Source organism: Prochlorococcus sp. MIT 1323, from assembly GCF_047304905.1.
Classification (GTDB): Bacteria; Cyanobacteriota; Cyanobacteriia; order PCC-6307; family Cyanobiaceae; genus Prochlorococcus; species Prochlorococcus marinus_D.
This window is the reverse complement of record NZ_CP138973.1, coordinates 539,635-556,026: the sequence shown is the minus strand read 5'-3', so window position 1 is coordinate 556,026 and position 16,392 is coordinate 539,635. Positions and strand designations below refer to the sequence as shown.

General features: G+C 49.3%; 16 protein-coding genes and 1 tRNA gene. 13 read left to right on the top strand and 4 right to left on the bottom strand.

The window, feature by feature from the left end:
• Positions 1-217: 217 nt before the first annotated feature.
• Positions 218-304, bottom strand: a tRNA-Ser gene (locus tag SIB68_RS02670).
• Between the two features lie 238 nt (positions 305-542).
• Between SIB68_RS02670 and SIB68_RS02665 the strand changes: the two genes are divergently transcribed.
• The 9 genes from SIB68_RS02665 (at position 543) to SIB68_RS02625 (ending at position 9,306) form a co-directional block, all read left to right on the top strand.
• On the top strand, positions 543-1,430 hold the full coding sequence (locus tag SIB68_RS02665; protein ID WP_063400481.1) for an inositol monophosphatase family protein: 888 nt from the start codon (positions 543-545) through the stop codon (positions 1,428-1,430).
• A gap of 22 nt (positions 1,431-1,452) precedes the next feature.
• Positions 1,453-2,631: an ATP phosphoribosyltransferase regulatory subunit gene (locus SIB68_RS02660; RefSeq protein ID WP_063400480.1), complete on the top strand. Its 1,179-nt coding sequence runs from the start codon at positions 1,453-1,455 to the stop codon at positions 2,629-2,631.
• Positions 2,632-2,666: 35 nt separating this feature from the next.
• Positions 2,667-2,891, top strand: a complete 225-nt coding sequence (locus SIB68_RS02655) for an indolepyruvate ferredoxin oxidoreductase subunit alpha (protein ID WP_011826161.1) — start codon at positions 2,667-2,669, stop codon at positions 2,889-2,891.
• A 90-nt stretch (positions 2,892-2,981) separates the two neighbouring features.
• Positions 2,982-4,892 carry a molecular chaperone HtpG gene (gene htpG / locus SIB68_RS02650; protein ID WP_063400479.1) on the top strand — a complete coding sequence of 637 codons (1,911 nt, stop codon included), beginning with the start codon at positions 2,982-2,984 and terminating at the stop codon, positions 4,890-4,892.
• 66 nt (positions 4,893-4,958) lie between these two features.
• Entirely contained in the window at positions 4,959-5,195 is a 237-nt protein-coding gene (rpmB, locus tag SIB68_RS02645) for a 50S ribosomal protein L28 (protein ID WP_011130073.1), read from the top strand.
• 199 nt (positions 5,196-5,394) lie between these two features.
• The gene (locus SIB68_RS02640; protein WP_063400478.1) at positions 5,395-6,663 is read left to right on the top strand and encodes an ABC transporter substrate-binding protein; all 1,269 of its coding nucleotides are present in this window, start codon (positions 5,395-5,397) and stop codon (positions 6,661-6,663) included.
• Entirely contained in the window at positions 6,660-7,526 is an 867-nt protein-coding gene (locus SIB68_RS02635) for a carbohydrate ABC transporter permease (protein ID WP_063400477.1), read from the top strand. The genes SIB68_RS02640 and SIB68_RS02635 overlap by 4 nt, the downstream gene beginning before the upstream one ends.
• Positions 7,523-8,341, top strand: coding sequence for a carbohydrate ABC transporter permease (locus SIB68_RS02630; RefSeq protein WP_063400476.1), 819 nt, complete (start codon positions 7,523-7,525; stop codon positions 8,339-8,341). The genes SIB68_RS02635 and SIB68_RS02630 overlap by 4 nt, the downstream gene beginning before the upstream one ends.
• Positions 8,338-9,306, top strand: a complete 969-nt coding sequence (locus SIB68_RS02625; RefSeq protein ID WP_063400475.1) for an ABC transporter ATP-binding protein — start codon at positions 8,338-8,340, stop codon at positions 9,304-9,306. The genes SIB68_RS02630 and SIB68_RS02625 overlap by 4 nt, the downstream gene beginning before the upstream one ends.
• 114 nt (positions 9,307-9,420) lie before the next feature.
• Here SIB68_RS02625 and csaB read toward each other — a convergent pair whose 3' ends face one another.
• Positions 9,421-10,485: a polysaccharide pyruvyl transferase CsaB gene (gene csaB, locus SIB68_RS02620; protein ID WP_063400474.1), complete on the bottom strand. Its 1,065-nt coding sequence runs from the start codon at positions 10,483-10,485 to the stop codon at positions 9,421-9,423.
• Between the two features lie 72 nt (positions 10,486-10,557).
• Between csaB and SIB68_RS02615 the strand changes: the two genes are divergently transcribed.
• The 3 genes from SIB68_RS02615 to psaK all read left to right on the top strand — a co-directional run bounded on the left by SIB68_RS02615 (position 10,558) and on the right by psaK (position 11,524).
• Positions 10,558-10,860 carry a DUF2499 domain-containing protein gene (locus tag SIB68_RS02615; RefSeq protein WP_063400473.1) on the top strand — a complete coding sequence of 101 codons (303 nt, stop codon included), beginning with the start codon at positions 10,558-10,560 and terminating at the stop codon, positions 10,858-10,860.
• Positions 10,857-11,195, top strand: a complete 339-nt coding sequence (locus tag SIB68_RS02610; protein WP_063400472.1) for a DUF3593 domain-containing protein — start codon at positions 10,857-10,859, stop codon at positions 11,193-11,195. Before SIB68_RS02615 ends, SIB68_RS02610 begins: the two co-directional genes overlap by 4 nt.
• A gap of 68 nt (positions 11,196-11,263) precedes the next feature.
• The gene (gene psaK, locus SIB68_RS02605; protein ID WP_063400471.1) at positions 11,264-11,524 is read left to right on the top strand and encodes a photosystem I reaction center subunit PsaK; all 261 of its coding nucleotides are present in this window, start codon (positions 11,264-11,266) and stop codon (positions 11,522-11,524) included.
• A gap of 21 nt (positions 11,525-11,545) precedes the next feature.
• Here psaK and SIB68_RS02600 read toward each other — a convergent pair whose 3' ends face one another.
• Both SIB68_RS02600 and dxs read right to left on the bottom strand, forming a co-directional pair.
• A complete protein-coding gene (locus tag SIB68_RS02600) occupies positions 11,546-12,763 on the bottom strand; it encodes an NAD(P)/FAD-dependent oxidoreductase (protein ID WP_063400470.1) in 1,218 nt (405 codons plus the stop codon).
• Between the two features lie 4 nt (positions 12,764-12,767).
• Positions 12,768-14,702: a 1-deoxy-D-xylulose-5-phosphate synthase gene (gene dxs, locus SIB68_RS02595; protein ID WP_063400469.1), complete on the bottom strand. Its 1,935-nt coding sequence runs from the start codon at positions 14,700-14,702 to the stop codon at positions 12,768-12,770.
• A 117-nt stretch (positions 14,703-14,819) separates the two neighbouring features.
• On the opposite strand from dxs, the gene ilvA reads away from it, so the two are divergent.
• Complete coding sequence (gene ilvA / locus SIB68_RS02590) at positions 14,820-16,364, top strand: threonine ammonia-lyase, biosynthetic (RefSeq protein WP_063400701.1); 1,545 nt, start codon at positions 14,820-14,822, stop codon at positions 16,362-16,364.
• The last annotated feature ends 28 nt before the right edge of the window (positions 16,365-16,392 follow it).

The following is a 16,392-nucleotide window of genomic DNA, read 5'->3' as shown; positions in this document are numbered from 1 at the left end:
AAAGGTGAACGACGTCGATTACCTAATTTTGGCGGCCTGTCTATAAACGCCTTGGTCTTCGTGCCGACACGCTTCGCATAAAAACCAAAAAACCAGTCATACACAACGAGATTGCATCAGACGGAGGACAGTCCGAAAATGCCCGAAAACGACTTCTATAAAAGCGTTCCCAAAGGAAGCCCATACCGAATCAGACGGTATCAGACTTCCTTTGAAACGGAGAGGGAGGGATTCGAACCCTCGATAGAGTTGCCCCTATACAGCATTTCCAGTGCTGCGCCTTCGACCACTCGGCCACCTCTCCAGCGGCTTTCAGGCCCTCGTGAATGTAGCAGGGCTCTCCAGTAGACCCATACATGACACCAAAAAACAGAATCCCAGACCACTAGCGACAAAGGAGATGACCTAACTTTGTGAGCACAAAGCAATCACTCCACTGGAAACGGAAACGCAGGAACAAGTCACGCTCTATGGACTGGGGTTCAGAGGATCATTCAATCTATAAATTCCTGATGGCATACCAAATTGATGGGTAGTGAAGCTTGAAACCTCTGAACTGCACCCTTGCTGCTGAGCAAGCTGGCTTGAACAACGAAGATCTGGCGCGCCTTGCAGCTGTAGCGCGTAAGGCCTCTGAATGTGGTGGTGCCATTTTGATGGACCACTATGGACATCTTGAAAGCATCGAAAGCAAGGGGCGAACTGGCGATCTTGTCACCAATGCAGATCTAGCCGCTGAGAAGTGTGTACTCGAATTTCTCCAGCAGGAAACTCCTAACATTGCCCTTCTCGCAGAAGAAAGCGGATCATTTTCTGGCCAAGGTTCGCTTTGTTGGTGTGTTGACCCACTAGATGGAACAACCAATTTCGCTCATGGCTATCCGTTCTTCGCTACCTCGATTGGCCTCACTTGGCGGCAAACACCAATCCTTGGCGCCATAGCTGTGCCTTTCCTTGATGAGATCTACTGGGCAGCCCCAAGCCTGGGTGCATTTTGCAATCAAAAACCGATCAAGGTTTCATCATGCAAAAGCCTGGTTGATTCCTTGCTTGTGACCGGTTTTGCCTATGACAGGCAAAACCGCTTAGACAACAACTACGCCGAATTCTGCTGGATGACACACCGAACACGTGGCGTGCGACGTGGTGGTGCAGCAGCAGTGGACATGGCTTTTGTGGCTGCTGGGCGACTCGATGGTTATTGGGAACGCGGCCTTGCTCCATGGGATCTAGCTGCTGGAGTAGCCCTGGTGGAGCTAGCTGGAGGGAAGGTGACTGATTACCGCGGTGACACATTTGATCTAAATAGTGGCAGGGTGCTGGCCTGTCCGCCTGGAATGCAGAAACTGCTTGTTGATCAACTCAGCAAAGTAAAACCCCTTGAAGCGGATTCATTTGGCGCTCCCGAACTCAGGGGCATGGGATCCTGAAGTCACTCCGAGAAAATCAGGGATGGCCCTGCAACCGGCAGCGGGTGCTCGCGATCTGAACCCCCAGCAGGTCGAACTAAACCAAAAACTTAGCCAGAGACTTGCCGAGGTTTATCGACTATGGGGCTACGACGAAGTCTCTCCTCCACGGGTCGAGCGACTCGAAACCTTGAAAGCTGGTGGTGCTATTGCCAGTCAGGACATCGTGCGATTGGTGGCCGATGAACCCCTTGGTCTACGACCAGAGATGACAGCATCAATCGCTCGCGCCGCTTGTACAAGGCTTAGACAAAGACCTCGTCCCTTGAGGCTATGGGCTGCAGGAACAATTTTTGAAAGCCGTACTGCTGATGAAGGAAGCCTTTGCATCGAAGAAAACCTTCAAAGCGGTGTAGAGCTCTTCGGGGTCGAGCCCATCAATGCGGAAATGGAGCTTCTTTCCCTGCTGTTTTCAGCAGTGGAGACTCTCGAACTGAGTAAACGACACCAGCCTCGTTTACTTGTTGGCCACACAGCATTAATGGATCTCATCATGCTGCCATTTCAAAACGATCTACGCGAAAAAATAAGAACAGCATTGATCCACTATGACCGCCTTGCTCTTGAAAGCCTGCAACTGCCGAATGATCAATTCGAGCGCCTCCTCCATCACTTGGAGTGCCGTGGTGAACCCCTAGACGTGCTCGAACGCTTATCAGGCCTATTTGGAACTCAACAAGCACTCAATAACCTACAAAGGCTATTTGAACAGATGAGTCCACTGGCCGCTGATCAGGGGATTGACCTGCAACTGGATCCAACCTTTCAGCCCCATTTTGAGCTCTACACCGGGCTGGTGTTTCAGTTGGTATGTCAAAGCGATGCTGGACCTGTCGTGATTGCTCGTGGGGGGCGTTACGACAACCTTGTAGCTCGTTGTGGTGCCAAAGGGCTTCACGCCGCAGGGGTGGGCTTTAGTTTCGCCATAGACGATATTCGTGAACTGCTGACCAAAGAGATCAAAGCGTCTGACGCTGTGGAATCAACCCTTGTTGCCTACGGCGAGCAAGCAACGCTGGAACATGCACTCAAGCGTCAGCGTCACTGGCACAAGCAGGGCCAGCGTGCTGTTGTTGAACTTGAAGCCTGTCGCGATCGTGAAGATGCCTTCAGCCGTCTATCAGATCGGGGCTGTAGCACACTGGACTGGTTAGATCATTAGGATTTCGAGAGTCTCGTCGTCCGATCTGCAAGGCCATGCCACACAGCATCGTGACAGAAATATGTGAAGGGGTTGCTGACTGTGCTCAGGCATGCCCTGTCGGCTGCATTCAGCCTGGTCAAGGCAAAAACGACAAAGGAAGAAATTTCTATTTGATAAATTTCGACATCTGCATTGATTGCGGTATCTGCCTCCAGGTCTGCCCCGTAGAAGGAGCTGTCCTTCCCGAGGAGCGACGTGACCTACAGCGAAGCAGCTGAATTAATCACTAGGTACGGTCACCCCACCTAAAACCAGCTTGAGAACTCAGGCAAAGACTACCTAAGGTCAAATCCTAAACAGTGAAACCAATGACTGTGCTGGAAGAAGGTCAAATCCAGATTCACACCGAGAATATTTTCCCTATCATCAAGAAAGCCGTTTATTCCGGCCACGAGGTTTTCTTGAGAGAGCTAGTCAGCAATGGCGTCGATGCAATAAGCAAAAGGCGCATGGCAGCCATAGCAGGTGACTGCACTGAAGCTGAAGAAGGAGTTATTGATATCAAGATTGACCGAGAAGCAAAGACACTCACTATCTCTGACAACGGAATCGGCATGACAACCGATGAGGTCAAAAAGTACATTAATCAGGTTGCCTTCTCAAGTGCAGAAGACTTCCTTGAAAAATACAAGCAGGAAAGTGACGGAATTATTGGTCATTTTGGGCTAGGTTTTTATTCTTCATTCATGGTATCGAAATATGTAGAGCTAGTCACTAAGTCTGCTTGTTCCGAGAGTAAAGCTATTCGTTGGAGCTGTGATGGCTCACCAAGATTTAACATCCAAGAAGCCGAACGCAATGAAGCAGGAACCGATGTCATCCTTCATCTTATGGATGAAGAGTTGGAATACATCGAGCCAAGTCGAATCCGTACTCTGATCACAAAATACTGTGACTTTATGCCTGTTGAGGTAAAACTCGAAGGCGAGTCAATCAATAAGCGAAATCCTCTTTGGAGGCGCAACCTAAGAGAAATCACTGATCAGGAGTATATCGAACTCTATAATTATCTATATCCATTCCAAGGTGATCCTCTTCTTTGGGTACACCTAAATACTGACTACCCATATAACCTTCAGGGTATTCTCTATTTCCCTCGAATTGGTGGTCGCGCAGATTGGGAAAAAGGTGAGATAAAACTCTACTGCAATCAAGTATTTGTCAGTGATTCAATTAAAGAAGTAGTACCACACTACCTTCTTCCCCTAAGAGGTGTGATCGACTCACCTGACATTCCACTTAATGTCAGTCGTAGCGCATTACAAACAGACAGACGTGTTAGATCTATTGGGAATTTTGTTGCAAAGAAAGTTGCCGATCGGCTGCGAGGATTAAAGGCTGAACAACCCCTTTTTTATGCTGAAGCATGGGATGCGTTAGCACCATTCGTCAAAATAGGATCAATGGAAGATGAAAAGTTTGCTGATCAAGTTGCCGATCTAATCCTATTTGGGACGACTGCTCTGGCTTCAAAAGAAACAGATGGGGCCACTCCAGATCCAATTCCTTGTGGGGAAAAAGCCTTCACTACGCTGAGTGGATACAAAAGTCGTCTGAGTACAGAAGCAAACAATCGCATTCTTTACTGCACGGATGAAGTTGCCCAAGCGAGTGCCCTCAGCTTATGGACTTCACAGGGGGCTGAAATTCTTAAAACCGAAACGTTTATAGACAGCCAATTCCTTCCATGGCTTGAAGCACGTCATGACGATCTCCGATTCCAGCGCGTTGATGCCGAATTGGATGACACTCTTAAAGAGGACAAACCTGAACTAACTGACCAGGAAGGAGAGACCAAGTCTGAAAGCCTGAGAACTCTAATGAAGCAATCACTTAATAACGACAAGGTCACCATACAAGTACAAGCACTTAAGGGAGATAACGCACCTCCAGCAATGATTTTGCTGCCAGAACAGATGCGACGTATGAACGACATTGGAGCTCTCATGGATCAAAGGCTGCCAGGTCTTCCCGAGCATCATGTCCTTCTTGTCAATCGTCGTCATCCACTTGTCGAAGGACTTTTGAAACTCAAATCTGGATCCGTGCTGGTCAGCACTTCAGGTGTGTCTCCAACCGAATCCTTGGCACAAGGCTTAGCCCGTCACCTATACGACATGGCTCGCCTCGGTGTAGGAGGTTTGGAGCCCAATGAACTTGCTGGATTCCAAAGCCGTAGTGCTGGGTTGATGGGACAGCTGATGGATCGAGCTTTTTAAAGGAAAGGTGGATTTGATAAAATATTAGTTTGGGTTAAGCGCCCTAGCTCTGTAGAGGATCAAGACATGTCCCGGGTGTGTCAGCTCACTGGAACTCGCGCCAACAACGGCATGGCTGTGAGCCATTCCCACATCCGCACAAAGAAGCTGCAACAGGCCAACCTGCAACAGCGGCGCCTCTGGTGGGCTGAAGGGAACCGTTGGTTGAAACTTCGTGTAAGCACCCGTGCACTGAAAACCATCCAAAAAAAAGGTCTCGGTGTCTATGCCAAATCGTTAGGGATTGACCTGAACAAGATCTAATCACTAAATAATTCAGCAAACTAGTTACCATCAAGATGCTGGAGCATGGCATTAACTTGTCTGAAAAAATGCTAAGCATGCTTAGAAGTGCAGAAAATAACCATGTGATAACTACTGCTACTGTCGACTCATACGCAGTCAAAGATTGTGGAGAAGAGCAAATGAAAAGTTTGGTTGATAAAATAGAAGCAACGCAGCCATGAAGAGAAGGATATTTACGAAGATAGCTCTTCTATTCTCTTTGACCAGTGTCGCACTATTTGCAAGTTGGGCCCTGAGTACTCGCCCTATTCAGATCAATATCTTGATGCCAGCTCCATTTGCTGAGTCAACAACTGATCTGGTACAACAATTCAACAAAGATCATCATGGCAGGATCCAACTTCGGGTGACTCGAGGTCCACTTGAAACAGAAGCCGTATCTGATTTAGCCATCAGCAGTCTGCTTTTAGGTAAAAGTCCATTCGATGCCCTTTTAATTGATGTAACTTGGTTGCCGAAATACGCCGCTGCAGGATGGCTTATTCCCTTGGATCCATGGATCGACCAACAACAGATTGATTCCATTGCTCCGGGGGCAATGCTTGGAAATAATTTCGACGGGAAACTGTATCGATGGCCGCTTGTGGCGGACATGGGATTGCTCTATTGGCGGACTGATTTGATGAGTAAACCACCGCGTACCCCTGAGGAACTTATTAAAGTTAGTCTTAAACTCCAAAAAGAAGGTCGTGTTGCTAATGGCTATGTCTGGCAAGGCCGCCAATATGAAGGCCTAAGTTGTGTATTTCTAGAAGTTCTTGACGGATTTGGAGGGCAATGGCTTGAACCCGAAACCGATAATGTTGGCCTCGACAGCTCCGCAAGTCTTAAGGCTGCAAGTTGGTTGCGTGAACTGATTCGCAGTGGAGCAAGCCCCAAAGCAGTGATCAACTATGCAGAAAATGAAGCTCTACAAGCGTTTAAGTCTGGAGATGTTGCGCTAATGCGTAACTGGCCTTATGCCTGGGGAGAACTTCAGAAGCCTAACAGCGATGTTAGAGGCAATGTTGGCGTAACCAGGATGGTTGCTTCCGCTGGCAATCGATCCACATCAACCCTAGGCAGCTGGGGCTTCTCGATCCTCAGGGGCTCATCGAACCCTCAAGCAGCAGCAGAGGCAATTGCCTTCCTCACTTCAACATCTGCACAAAAGACACTGTTCTTGAACGAAAGTTATACGCCAACCAAAGCTGAACTATTCAAAGACCCAGAGCTGCTCTCAAAGTCACAAATTCTTCCGGAGCTTGCTAAAGCCCTAGAAAGCACTGATGAACGTCCATCAACTCCTCTTTATGCACAGATTAGTGATGTATTACAACGAAATCTTAGTTCGATTTTAACAGGACAATCCAGTGTTAGCGATGCAATGGCCAACGCCCAAGCAAACACCGAGAAGATTCTTATGGCGGCAAGAGAAACTAAATGATCCAATTGCTTCTATTGCCGGCAGCTATATTAATTGCCTTGGTCTTTGGTATTCCTCTACTTCGTTATTCCTGGTTGAGCTTCCATGCTGATTCAGTCCTCACAGGCTTAGTTGCGATTCCCAATCATGGTGCGAATTGGCTTCGTCTACTGCACGACCAACGCTTCTGGCAAGACACCTATCAGACAGCCCGCTTCGCAACCGTTTCAGTCAGCCTAGAACTATTACTTGCTTTAGCGATAGCCCTCTTACTCGATCAGCGTTGGCGGGGTCGAGGTGTTGTAAGGGCCATCAGTTTGCTCCCATGGGCTTTGCCAACGACTGTGATGGCTCTTGGCTGGCGTTGGATCTTTAATACACCTTACGGACCTATTGAGCAGTTCACAGAACTGATTGGACTACAACCTCTAAACATCCTCTCGAATCCATATATCACCTGGCTGGCCACGGTAGTTGGTGATGTATGGAAGACCACGCCATTTGCGGCTCTGATTCTTTTGGCTGGCTTGCAAACTATTCCCAATGATCTCTACGAAGCTTTCTATCTCGAAGGTGGCCATCCACGAGCCGCACTATTTCAGATCACCTTGCCGCTCTTGCAACCTTATTTACTCCTTAGCCTTTTATTTCGCCTTGCGCAGGCCTTCGGCGTTTTCGACTTGATTCAGGTGATGACTGGTGGGGGTCCTGCAGGAAGCACGGAAAGCCTTGCTTTATATGCTTATTTAAACGCAATGCGATACCTCGATTTTGGCTATAGCGCCACCGTAATGATCAGCGGGTTTCTTCTACTTGTTATTGCCTGTCTGCTTGTTTGGCTGATCATCAACCAGGCCAGCCATTGGCGAGAGGCAATGAAATGATGCGTCAGCGAAATCTTTGGATCATTGTTCTCCTGCTTTGGTCTTTAGCACCTCTGCTTTGGCAGCTCTATACATCTTTTTGCACCCATGAAGCTCTTCTACAACCATTGGCTGAGCATAATCAGCGTTGGACACTTGACAACTATCGCCAGGTATTGACAGCCAACCCTCCCTTCTGGCGTTATCTATTGAACAGTGTCATCGTTGGCATTAGCTCAACAGGATTAACCCTACTGATAGCCATTCCAGCCGCCTATTCTCTTTCAAGAGTCTCCCAAAGTGTTGCCAGAACGGCCAAACTTATACTGCTTGGTGCAGCTCTATTTCCATATGTTCTTCTTTTTTTGGCGTTATTAGAACTTGCAAGGAGTTTCAACCTCGGAAACAATCTGCTTGCGCTCAGTTTTCCCTATGCTGGCTTATCTATGCCGTTGGCTGTGTTGTTGCTTTTATCAGCCTTCCGCGATCTACCTTCTGAACTAGAAGAAGCCGCGAGGCTTGAAGGTTTTGACTTATGGCAGAGATTGCGCTGGGTATTGATTCCCCTAATTGGTCCTGCAACCGCAAGCACTGCCATCTTGGTCTTTCTCTTCTCCTGGAATGAATATCCAATCGCATTGACCTGGATTAGTCGAGCTGATCTCCTCACACTTCCAGTTGCCATAGCACGAATTGCAGGTTCATCGGTCTACTCAATTCCCTATGGCGCTTATGCAGCTGCCACCGTTCTAGGTGCTCTGCCGCTCTTGTTACTCGTGCTCATCTTTCAGCGACAGATCGTTTCCGGTCTGACACAGGGAGCAATTAAAGGATGAATCTTGTTCTACAAAACATCGGTCGCCGTTTCGGTAGAAACTGGATTGTTCGTCATCTAGACCTTGAAGTGGGCGAGGGTGAATGCCTTGCCCTACTTGGACCAAGTGGATGTGGCAAGAGCACCACTCTCAGGCTGATAGCAGGACTCGATCAGCCCAACGAAGGTTCGATCACTATCGCTGGCGAGAATGTCACGAAGGTGTCCCCTGTTGACCGACGCATCGGCATGGTGTTTCAGAGCTATGCATTATTTCCCCATCTCACAGTTTTTGCCAATCTTGCACTTGGTCTACGGGTTCGTGGAATATCCGCCACTGATCGCAAACAACGTGTGGCATCTGTTCTGGCATTAATGCAATTAGAGGATCTTGCAGAGCGACATCCGGCAGAACTCTCAGGTGGTCAACGTCAAAGAGTGGCACTCGCCAGAGCTCTGCTCAGAGATCCTCTGGTGTATCTACTTGATGAGCCAATGAGCAATCTGGATGCTCAGCTGCGCGAAGATCTGCGACCCCAGTTACGCCATTTAATTCTTCAAGGCAGTCAGCCAGTCATCTACGTCACACACGATCAACATGAAGCCATGGCCATGGCACATCGAATTGCCGTAATGCGAGATGGAAAGATCGAGCAAATCGGTACTCCCCAAGAGCTCTACAACAATCCATTATCACTCTTTGTGGCCAGCTTTATAGGACGCCCCCAGATCAACCTTCTGCCAGCAGAATCAGGCATTATCAAAGCAATTCGACCAGAACATCTTCAACTAAGTTCAGATGGGATTCCTAGCCGTCTTGTCTACAGGGAGTGGCTGGGAACATCCCAGTTGCTCATTCTTGAGAGCAACAGAGGTCCACTACGGATGCTTTGCGCTAGCGAGATCACAATTCCCGAGAACATTAAGCTCAATTGGTCCCCAGATAAAGAACATCATTTCAAAGCCAGCTCAGGAGAAAGATGCTGACAATAATTTAAAAGATTTAATTCGCAAAGAATATCGCGAATTGTATTGATCAATAAAGTTGATATGTCATTGAATTTTAACAATAATCAAAGAAGTGACACTGAAGCTTGAACGTTAATTAAAGACTCTGTCTATTATCTTACTGTGTTGAGAAGCTTGTTTGCGGATTGCTTCGATCTTTCCAAGGTCAGGAGGAACATCTAAGACCTGCCTCCATAGTCCAGCAAGCAAACGAATGTCAGGCAACGATTGCAAATCAGTAAAGGGCACATTTGCCATCAGAGCTGCAGATGACACCTTCGGGTCGTAGCTGAGTGCCACTGTGGGACTACCAGCCAATTGGGCCAGGATTAGTGCATGCAGTCGCATGGGGAGCACCAATCTGGCCATCGTGAACTGATTCATAACCTCTGTTAGTGAATCAAATGCAAAGGAATGACTTCTTGATCTCAAGCTGGAACTGATCAATCCTTGTCTATCTAGTGTTCGGAATAGGTCTTCATCCTGACGTTGATGAAAAGCAAGCCAATGAACTGGAGCATCAATATCTGTAAGGATCATCTCAAGGGCTTGGAGCAAATGCTGCCAGCCAAAGCGATCAAGCATTGAGGTGGAACGCCAACAGAGCACAACTGCTTGGCCACCCTCCCAGCTCCTAGAGGGAAGCTGCCATACTGGATCTGGTGCCATCAGCATCGGAGAGGGTAGGCACCACTGCTCAGCAAGCTGAAAAGAGTCTGGATCTCTCCAGCTGACTGCCTGCACCCTGCGTAAGACTCTCCTAACCATCCATCGACTTGAGCGATAACGAAATGGCCCCAGGCCCTGCCCCCAAAGCACAACAGGAACGCCACGTTGTTGGGCTATCACAATCAAGATCAAGTAGTAGATCAGGCTCTTAAAGCTCGTGCTGTCCTGCAGCAAGCTGCCACCACCAAGAATCAAACCCTGAACTTGAAAAAGTGCCCTAATGCTCTCCAGCAATGAGCGTCGGTTAATGACTTGAGCCTGAGGAGCTAAATCCTTAATCACATTTGAATCATTTGCCGTGATCCAAGGCTGCAAACTTGAGGGAAGCTCCTGAAGTAAAACCTGCAAAAGAGCATCATCGCCAAGGTTGTGCTCGCCGTAGTAGCCGCATAACAGCACTGCCTTGCATTGCTTTGCCTGAACTGCCATAGCCAAGCAATAGCTGCATCAAACATTAACGGCGACCAAGCCTTCCTAGGCTGCTGCCATCGAGCGAATCACGTGCACGCCCTATCTCTAGGCACATGGTGGATCCACCTCGCATCCTTGTTCGAATGGATGCTTGCGATTGTGCTGGTGGTGCAATGGGGGAAAAGGAACCAAAACAGGGCAATGTCATGGTTGGCGCTAGCAATGCTCCCCAACTTGGTGAGTGCAATGACAGCCATCACCTGGCATATTTTTGACAACAGCAAAGCCCTTAGTGGAATTGTTGTGCTCCAAGCGTGGCTGACTCTGATTGGCAACTGCTGTTTGGCAGCAGCTACCTGGAATTTGGTGCGTTCAGAACGACAGAAATCATGATTTTTTCCACTTCTACTGAGATTCTGAACTCCCTCATTGAGATGGACCCAGGTCCTCTATATGGCCTTTCCTTAATTCCCTATCTCGGTTTCCTGTGGTGGGCGCAACAGAGCAAGAGCTTGCCACGACTATCCATCTGGGGATTCCGGCTCACTCTTCTTTTTGTGTTTATGACAATCATTTTTTCGATCCTGGCTGATCAAATTTATGGACTTGAGCTGGTTGAAGTTGATGCTTTCCATGGGGCGGCAGAAGCCTTTCTAGTGCTAAGCGATGCCCTCGTGGTTTTGGGATTTATCCGTGCTGGCCAGCAACAGGTGGTGAAAAACTCTTAAGAGGTATGGCTTGTATGCCAAGAACTCCTATCAATGTCGGACAATAAGGTGTCGCTTCCACGGTCTAAATGTTCACGCACCTCCTGGCTGCAGCTGCTCCTTCCACATTCACCTGGTCGCCTGCGGTGGGCATGGTGATGATCGCTTGCAACGTGCTCGCATTTGTCATTGCTAAGGCCAACATCGAACACCAAAATGAAGGGTTCGACATGCCTAATAACCAATTCTATGGAGGCATGAGCCACGCCTCCGTTGTCGGATCCCAATGCTTAGGCCACATCCTTGGCATGGGCACAATCCTCGGATTAGCTTCACGCGGCGTTCTCTGAACAGCACTAGGGCTGGCGAATTCATCGCCAGCCCATTAAATAAGGAAGAAGACGGAGTCCGTAGCGCTCAAAGCGGTATTCGAACAACAATCGGCTCAGATCTTCAGCGCTGACTCGCATTGACAGCCCATTAATCAAACCTGACAAGCGTCGATCGCCTTTTTGATCGCACAAACCCCACCATGTTCGCTTTGCCAAGCGACCTGAAAGATTCCAGCGCCAACCCAAACGAAGACGCAGGAGCCGTTCAAATTGCATCAAGACCATGTTGTCTTTGTCTTGATTTGAACTGGATGGATGACAGCAGGCTTCAACAAGCAAAGGAGTAAGCACCTCTGCACTAACGAGAGCATGACGGATGCCTTCTCCGCCAAGCAAATTGGCAGTACTAATAGCGTCGCCAACTCCAACAATCCTGCCAATAACGTGAGCTTCACTGCGCCTTAAACTGCTGCGCAAGATTCCGCCATGTCTATCGATAACTGGTAGCTGATCAAGCTGGTTCTTGATAAGCAGGCGGTTCAAGATGCTGCTCATCGGTTCGAGGCACTCCTTCATTGGTGGAGGCAGACGGCAAACTCCTACCTTCAACTGATTACCAGCCATGGGAAAAATCCAGCCATAACCATGTTGAATCCACTGGCATCCCAGAAAAAAACAAACCCGGTCACGCCAGTGAGCTGTTGTTTTTTGATCACCCTGCAGGATCCACTCAACGCCAGCACCTTCAAGCATGCAATCGGTATCAGAAAGCTTGGATGCTGCAGTTGAACCCAATAAAAGGCGGCGATGACCTGTGGCATCTACCACCCAGCTCACTCTCCTTGTTTGACACAAGCCATTTGGACCAATCAATTCAACGTTTGCGCCGTCATTGACCGTAAGAACGGAATGAACTCTCCAACCCAATAAAAATTCAACACCTGCTTCAATAGCTTTCTGCCAGAGCTGGTGACGTAGCGAGCCGAAGTTGAGAACCACACCAAGGTCATGTTGAGACCACCATTGATGTTGAATTCCATCTGGATCCACCAATTGCCAGCCTTTCCAATGGCTGGCAATTGCTTCAGAAGGAATGCAGAGATCAGACACCGCCTGGATAGGGATGGCAGCACTAGAAAAAGCATTCTGATTGGCTTCTCTTAAGCGTTCAACAAGAGTTACCGCAATCCCCTGGCTAGCAAGTCGTTGTGCAAGCCGAGCTCCTGCTGGCCCTGCACCTGCCACCAAAACAGTCAATTGATCAGGTTGACAGGGCCTGCGGTGCTTCCTGCCCTACAAGAGAAGGCTTCGAATTTAAGCAAAAGTGTTCTTGAATTCGTTCAGACATCTGTGTTGGCGTGAGCCCCAGCGCTTCCCGGCTCTGTTGGGGACTGGCATGGTCTACCAATTGATCAGGGATTCCAATTCGGAACGTTGGAACCAAGACATCTTGATCACTAAGGGACTCAACCACAGCTGCACCAAAACCACCCGCAAGAGCACCCTCCTCCATCGTGACGACACGACCGATACGACGGGCTAACGGATGAATCAAGGCTTGATCAAGTGGTCTTAGGAAGCGAGCATTGATCACAGTGGCCTTGACACCTACTTCCAGCAACAGCTGAGCTGTGATCATGGCAGCAGGCACCATCACTCCATAAGCAACGATTAAAAGATCATCACCTTCACAAAGCACTTCGCCTCGACCAATTGCCAAAGGCTCCCAGCCTTCATCAAGCAGAGGTACTCCCTCGCCTGATCCTCTTGGAATACGGAGAGCTGCAGGGCCTTGATGCTGAAGGCATGTCAGCAACATACGTTGAAGTTCAGCCTCATCCTTGGGCGCCATCACGGTGAAATTAGGAATAGCGCGGAAATAACTGATGTCGTACTGACCCTGATGGGTCGGTCCATCAGCGCCAACAATGCCTGCGCGATCCATCACAAAGGTCACTGGCAGGTTCTGAATCCCCACGTCGTGGATCAATTGGTCGAAGGCGCGCTGCAGGAATGTGCTGTAAATCGCCAGCACAGGCTTGAGCCCCTCACAAGCCATCCCAGCAGCAAGAGTTACAGCATGCTGTTCAGCGATACCTACATCGATGTATTGCTCAGGGACAGCCTTTTGCAGGAGGTCAAGGCCAGTACCTGTGGCCATCGCGGCTGTGATCCCAACGACAGTGCTGTCCTGCTGACAAAGCTTGATGAGCGTCTCGCCAAACACCTTGCTGTAACTCGGTGGTTTCTTTCCTTTTGAGGGAAGAGCTTTACCGGTACTTAGATCAAACGCTGATTGGGCGTGATAGCCAACTTGATCTGCTTCGGCATAGGGATAGCCCTTGCCTTTGGTCGTAACTACATGAACGAGTACAGGGCCACCAACCTTGTGAGCCGTCTCAAAGGTTCGAACCATGCGTTCAATGTCATGGCCATCAATAGGGCCCATGTAGGTGAAGCCAAGCTCCTCGAAAACAGCCCCTACCTTCGGGACGGATAATCGGCGCATACTGCCCTTGAGCAGGTCGAGTTCGGCAGGCAGTTCCCCTCCCATGAAAGGCAGACTCTTGACCCTCTCCTCGACGCTATCCGAGATGAACTGCACAGGCGCACTGTGGCGCATGCGGTTTAGATGCGTCGACAACGCTCCTACTGGCGGAGAAATCGACATGTCGTTGTCGTTGAGAACAACCAGAAAAGGTGTGTTGGGCATATGGCCGGCATGATTAATCGCTTCTAGTGCTATGCCGCCAGTAAGAGCCCCATCACCAATTACAGCTACGCATTTGAACGATTCACCACGACGCTCACGAGCAACGGCCATGCCGAGTGCCGCTGATATCGAGGTGCTGGCATGGCCGGCACCAAAATGATCGAAAGAACTTTCACAACGCTTCAGATAGCCAGCGACACCACCCTGCTGACGCAAGGTATTGAAGTCGCCATATCGACCAGTAATCAGCTTGTGTGGATAAGCCTGATGGCCAACGTCCCATACAACTCGATCATGATCTAGATCAAGAGTTTGATAAAGAGCAAGGGTGAGTTCAACTACACCGAGCCCAGGCCCCAAATGACCTCCACTGGTGGACACCACCTCAAGATGGCGTTCCCGTATCTGACGTGCTACATCCTCAAGCTCGGCAATGCTCAAGCCATGAAGCTGATTCGGATGGGTTAACTCGCTCAGACGCATTCGCGTTCCTGTCCCACTCCAACCCATTCAATCTAGGTCTTCTCAGCTATAGAACGGCGAAAGCAACCCTGGCAAGTGCAAACAGTTGCCGGATCTGAATATTGCAAGACTGGCGTGATGGACGATTATCTACAAAGGATTCTGAGGGCACGTGTCTATGACGTAGCCCATGAAACCCCCCTGGAACTGGCAAAAAACCTCAGTCGCCGTCTTAAGAACAAGATCTGGTTGAAACGTGAGGACCTCCAGCCAGTCTTCTCCTTCAAGCTTCGTGGTGCGTATAACCGCATGTCCCTTCTCAGCAAAGAGGAGTTACAGCGTGGCGTGATTGCTTCAAGTGCTGGAAACCACGCTCAAGGAGTCGCACTGAGCGCCTCTTATCTCAATTGCAGAGCTGTGATTGTGATGCCGATTACGACACCCGAAATGAAGGTACGGGCAGTCCGTGCTCTTGGCGCTGAAGTCGCACTTCATGGAGAGACCTACGACGAGGCCTATCAAGAGGCAATGCGTCGAAGTGAAAAAGACGGACTCACGTTTATCCACCCGTTTGATGATCCAGAGGTGATTGCTGGGCAAGGGACGATTGCTCTAGAAATCCTGCGCCAGATCCAAGATCCACCAGATGCAATCTATGTCGCAGTTGGCGGTGGCGGACTGATCGGGGGGATTGCCACTTATGTCAAAAGCTTGTGGCCGCAAGTCGAAATTATCGGTGTCGAGCCCCACGACGCTGCAGCGATGACGCTCTCTCTTGAAACTGGTGAACGTATTCAGCTGCCAAAAGTAGGCCTTTTTGCCGATGGAGTCGCTGTACGTCAAGTAGGAAAACACACCTTCTCATTAGCTCAGATGCACGTAGACGCGATGGTGACGGTAAGCACTGATGAAATCTGTGCAGCGATCAAAGATGTTTTTGAGGATACCCGCTCAATTCTTGAACCAGCTGGCGCACTGGCAATTGCTGGCATGAAGGCAGATATCGCCAAACGTGATCTTCAAGACCGCACTCTTGTGGCCGTGGCCTGTGGCGCAAACATGAACTTTGAACGGCTCCGTTTTGTCGCCGAAAGAGCAGAGCTAGGGGAAGAAAGGGAAGCAATCCTCGCGGTGGAGATCCCAGAGCAAGCAGGCAGCCTGCGAAAGCTCTGCAACGTCCTAGCGGGAACAAATCTCACCGAATTCAGTTACCGAATGGCAGAGGGCGATAGAGCCCAAATATTCATCGGGGTAGAGGTTTTAGACCTCAATGATCGAACCAAACTTTTAACGCGAATGCAGTCGTCAGGATTCCCATGCCTTGATCTCAGCAACGACGAGCTCACCAAAGGGCACCTTCGTCACATGGTGGGTGGTCGGCTTCCTGCCTCAGCAAAAACCCTTTGCCGAGATGGATGTCGCGAACTGCTTTATCGCTTTGAGTTCCCTGAGCGTCCAGGAGCTCTTATGACCTTTGTTAGTGCCCTTCACCCCGAATGGAGTATCAGCATCTTCCACTACCGCAATCACGGAGCAGATGTCGGCAGGATCGTTGTAGGGGTGCTGGTCCAGGACAACGAAATGAAAAATTGGCAGCGCTTTCTTGATGATCTGGGCTACCCAAACTGGGAAGAAACCAACAACCCCGCCTACTGCTTATTTCTGGGTGCACAGACCGTTTGATCGCGGTAACTTGGCATATTCCATAGCA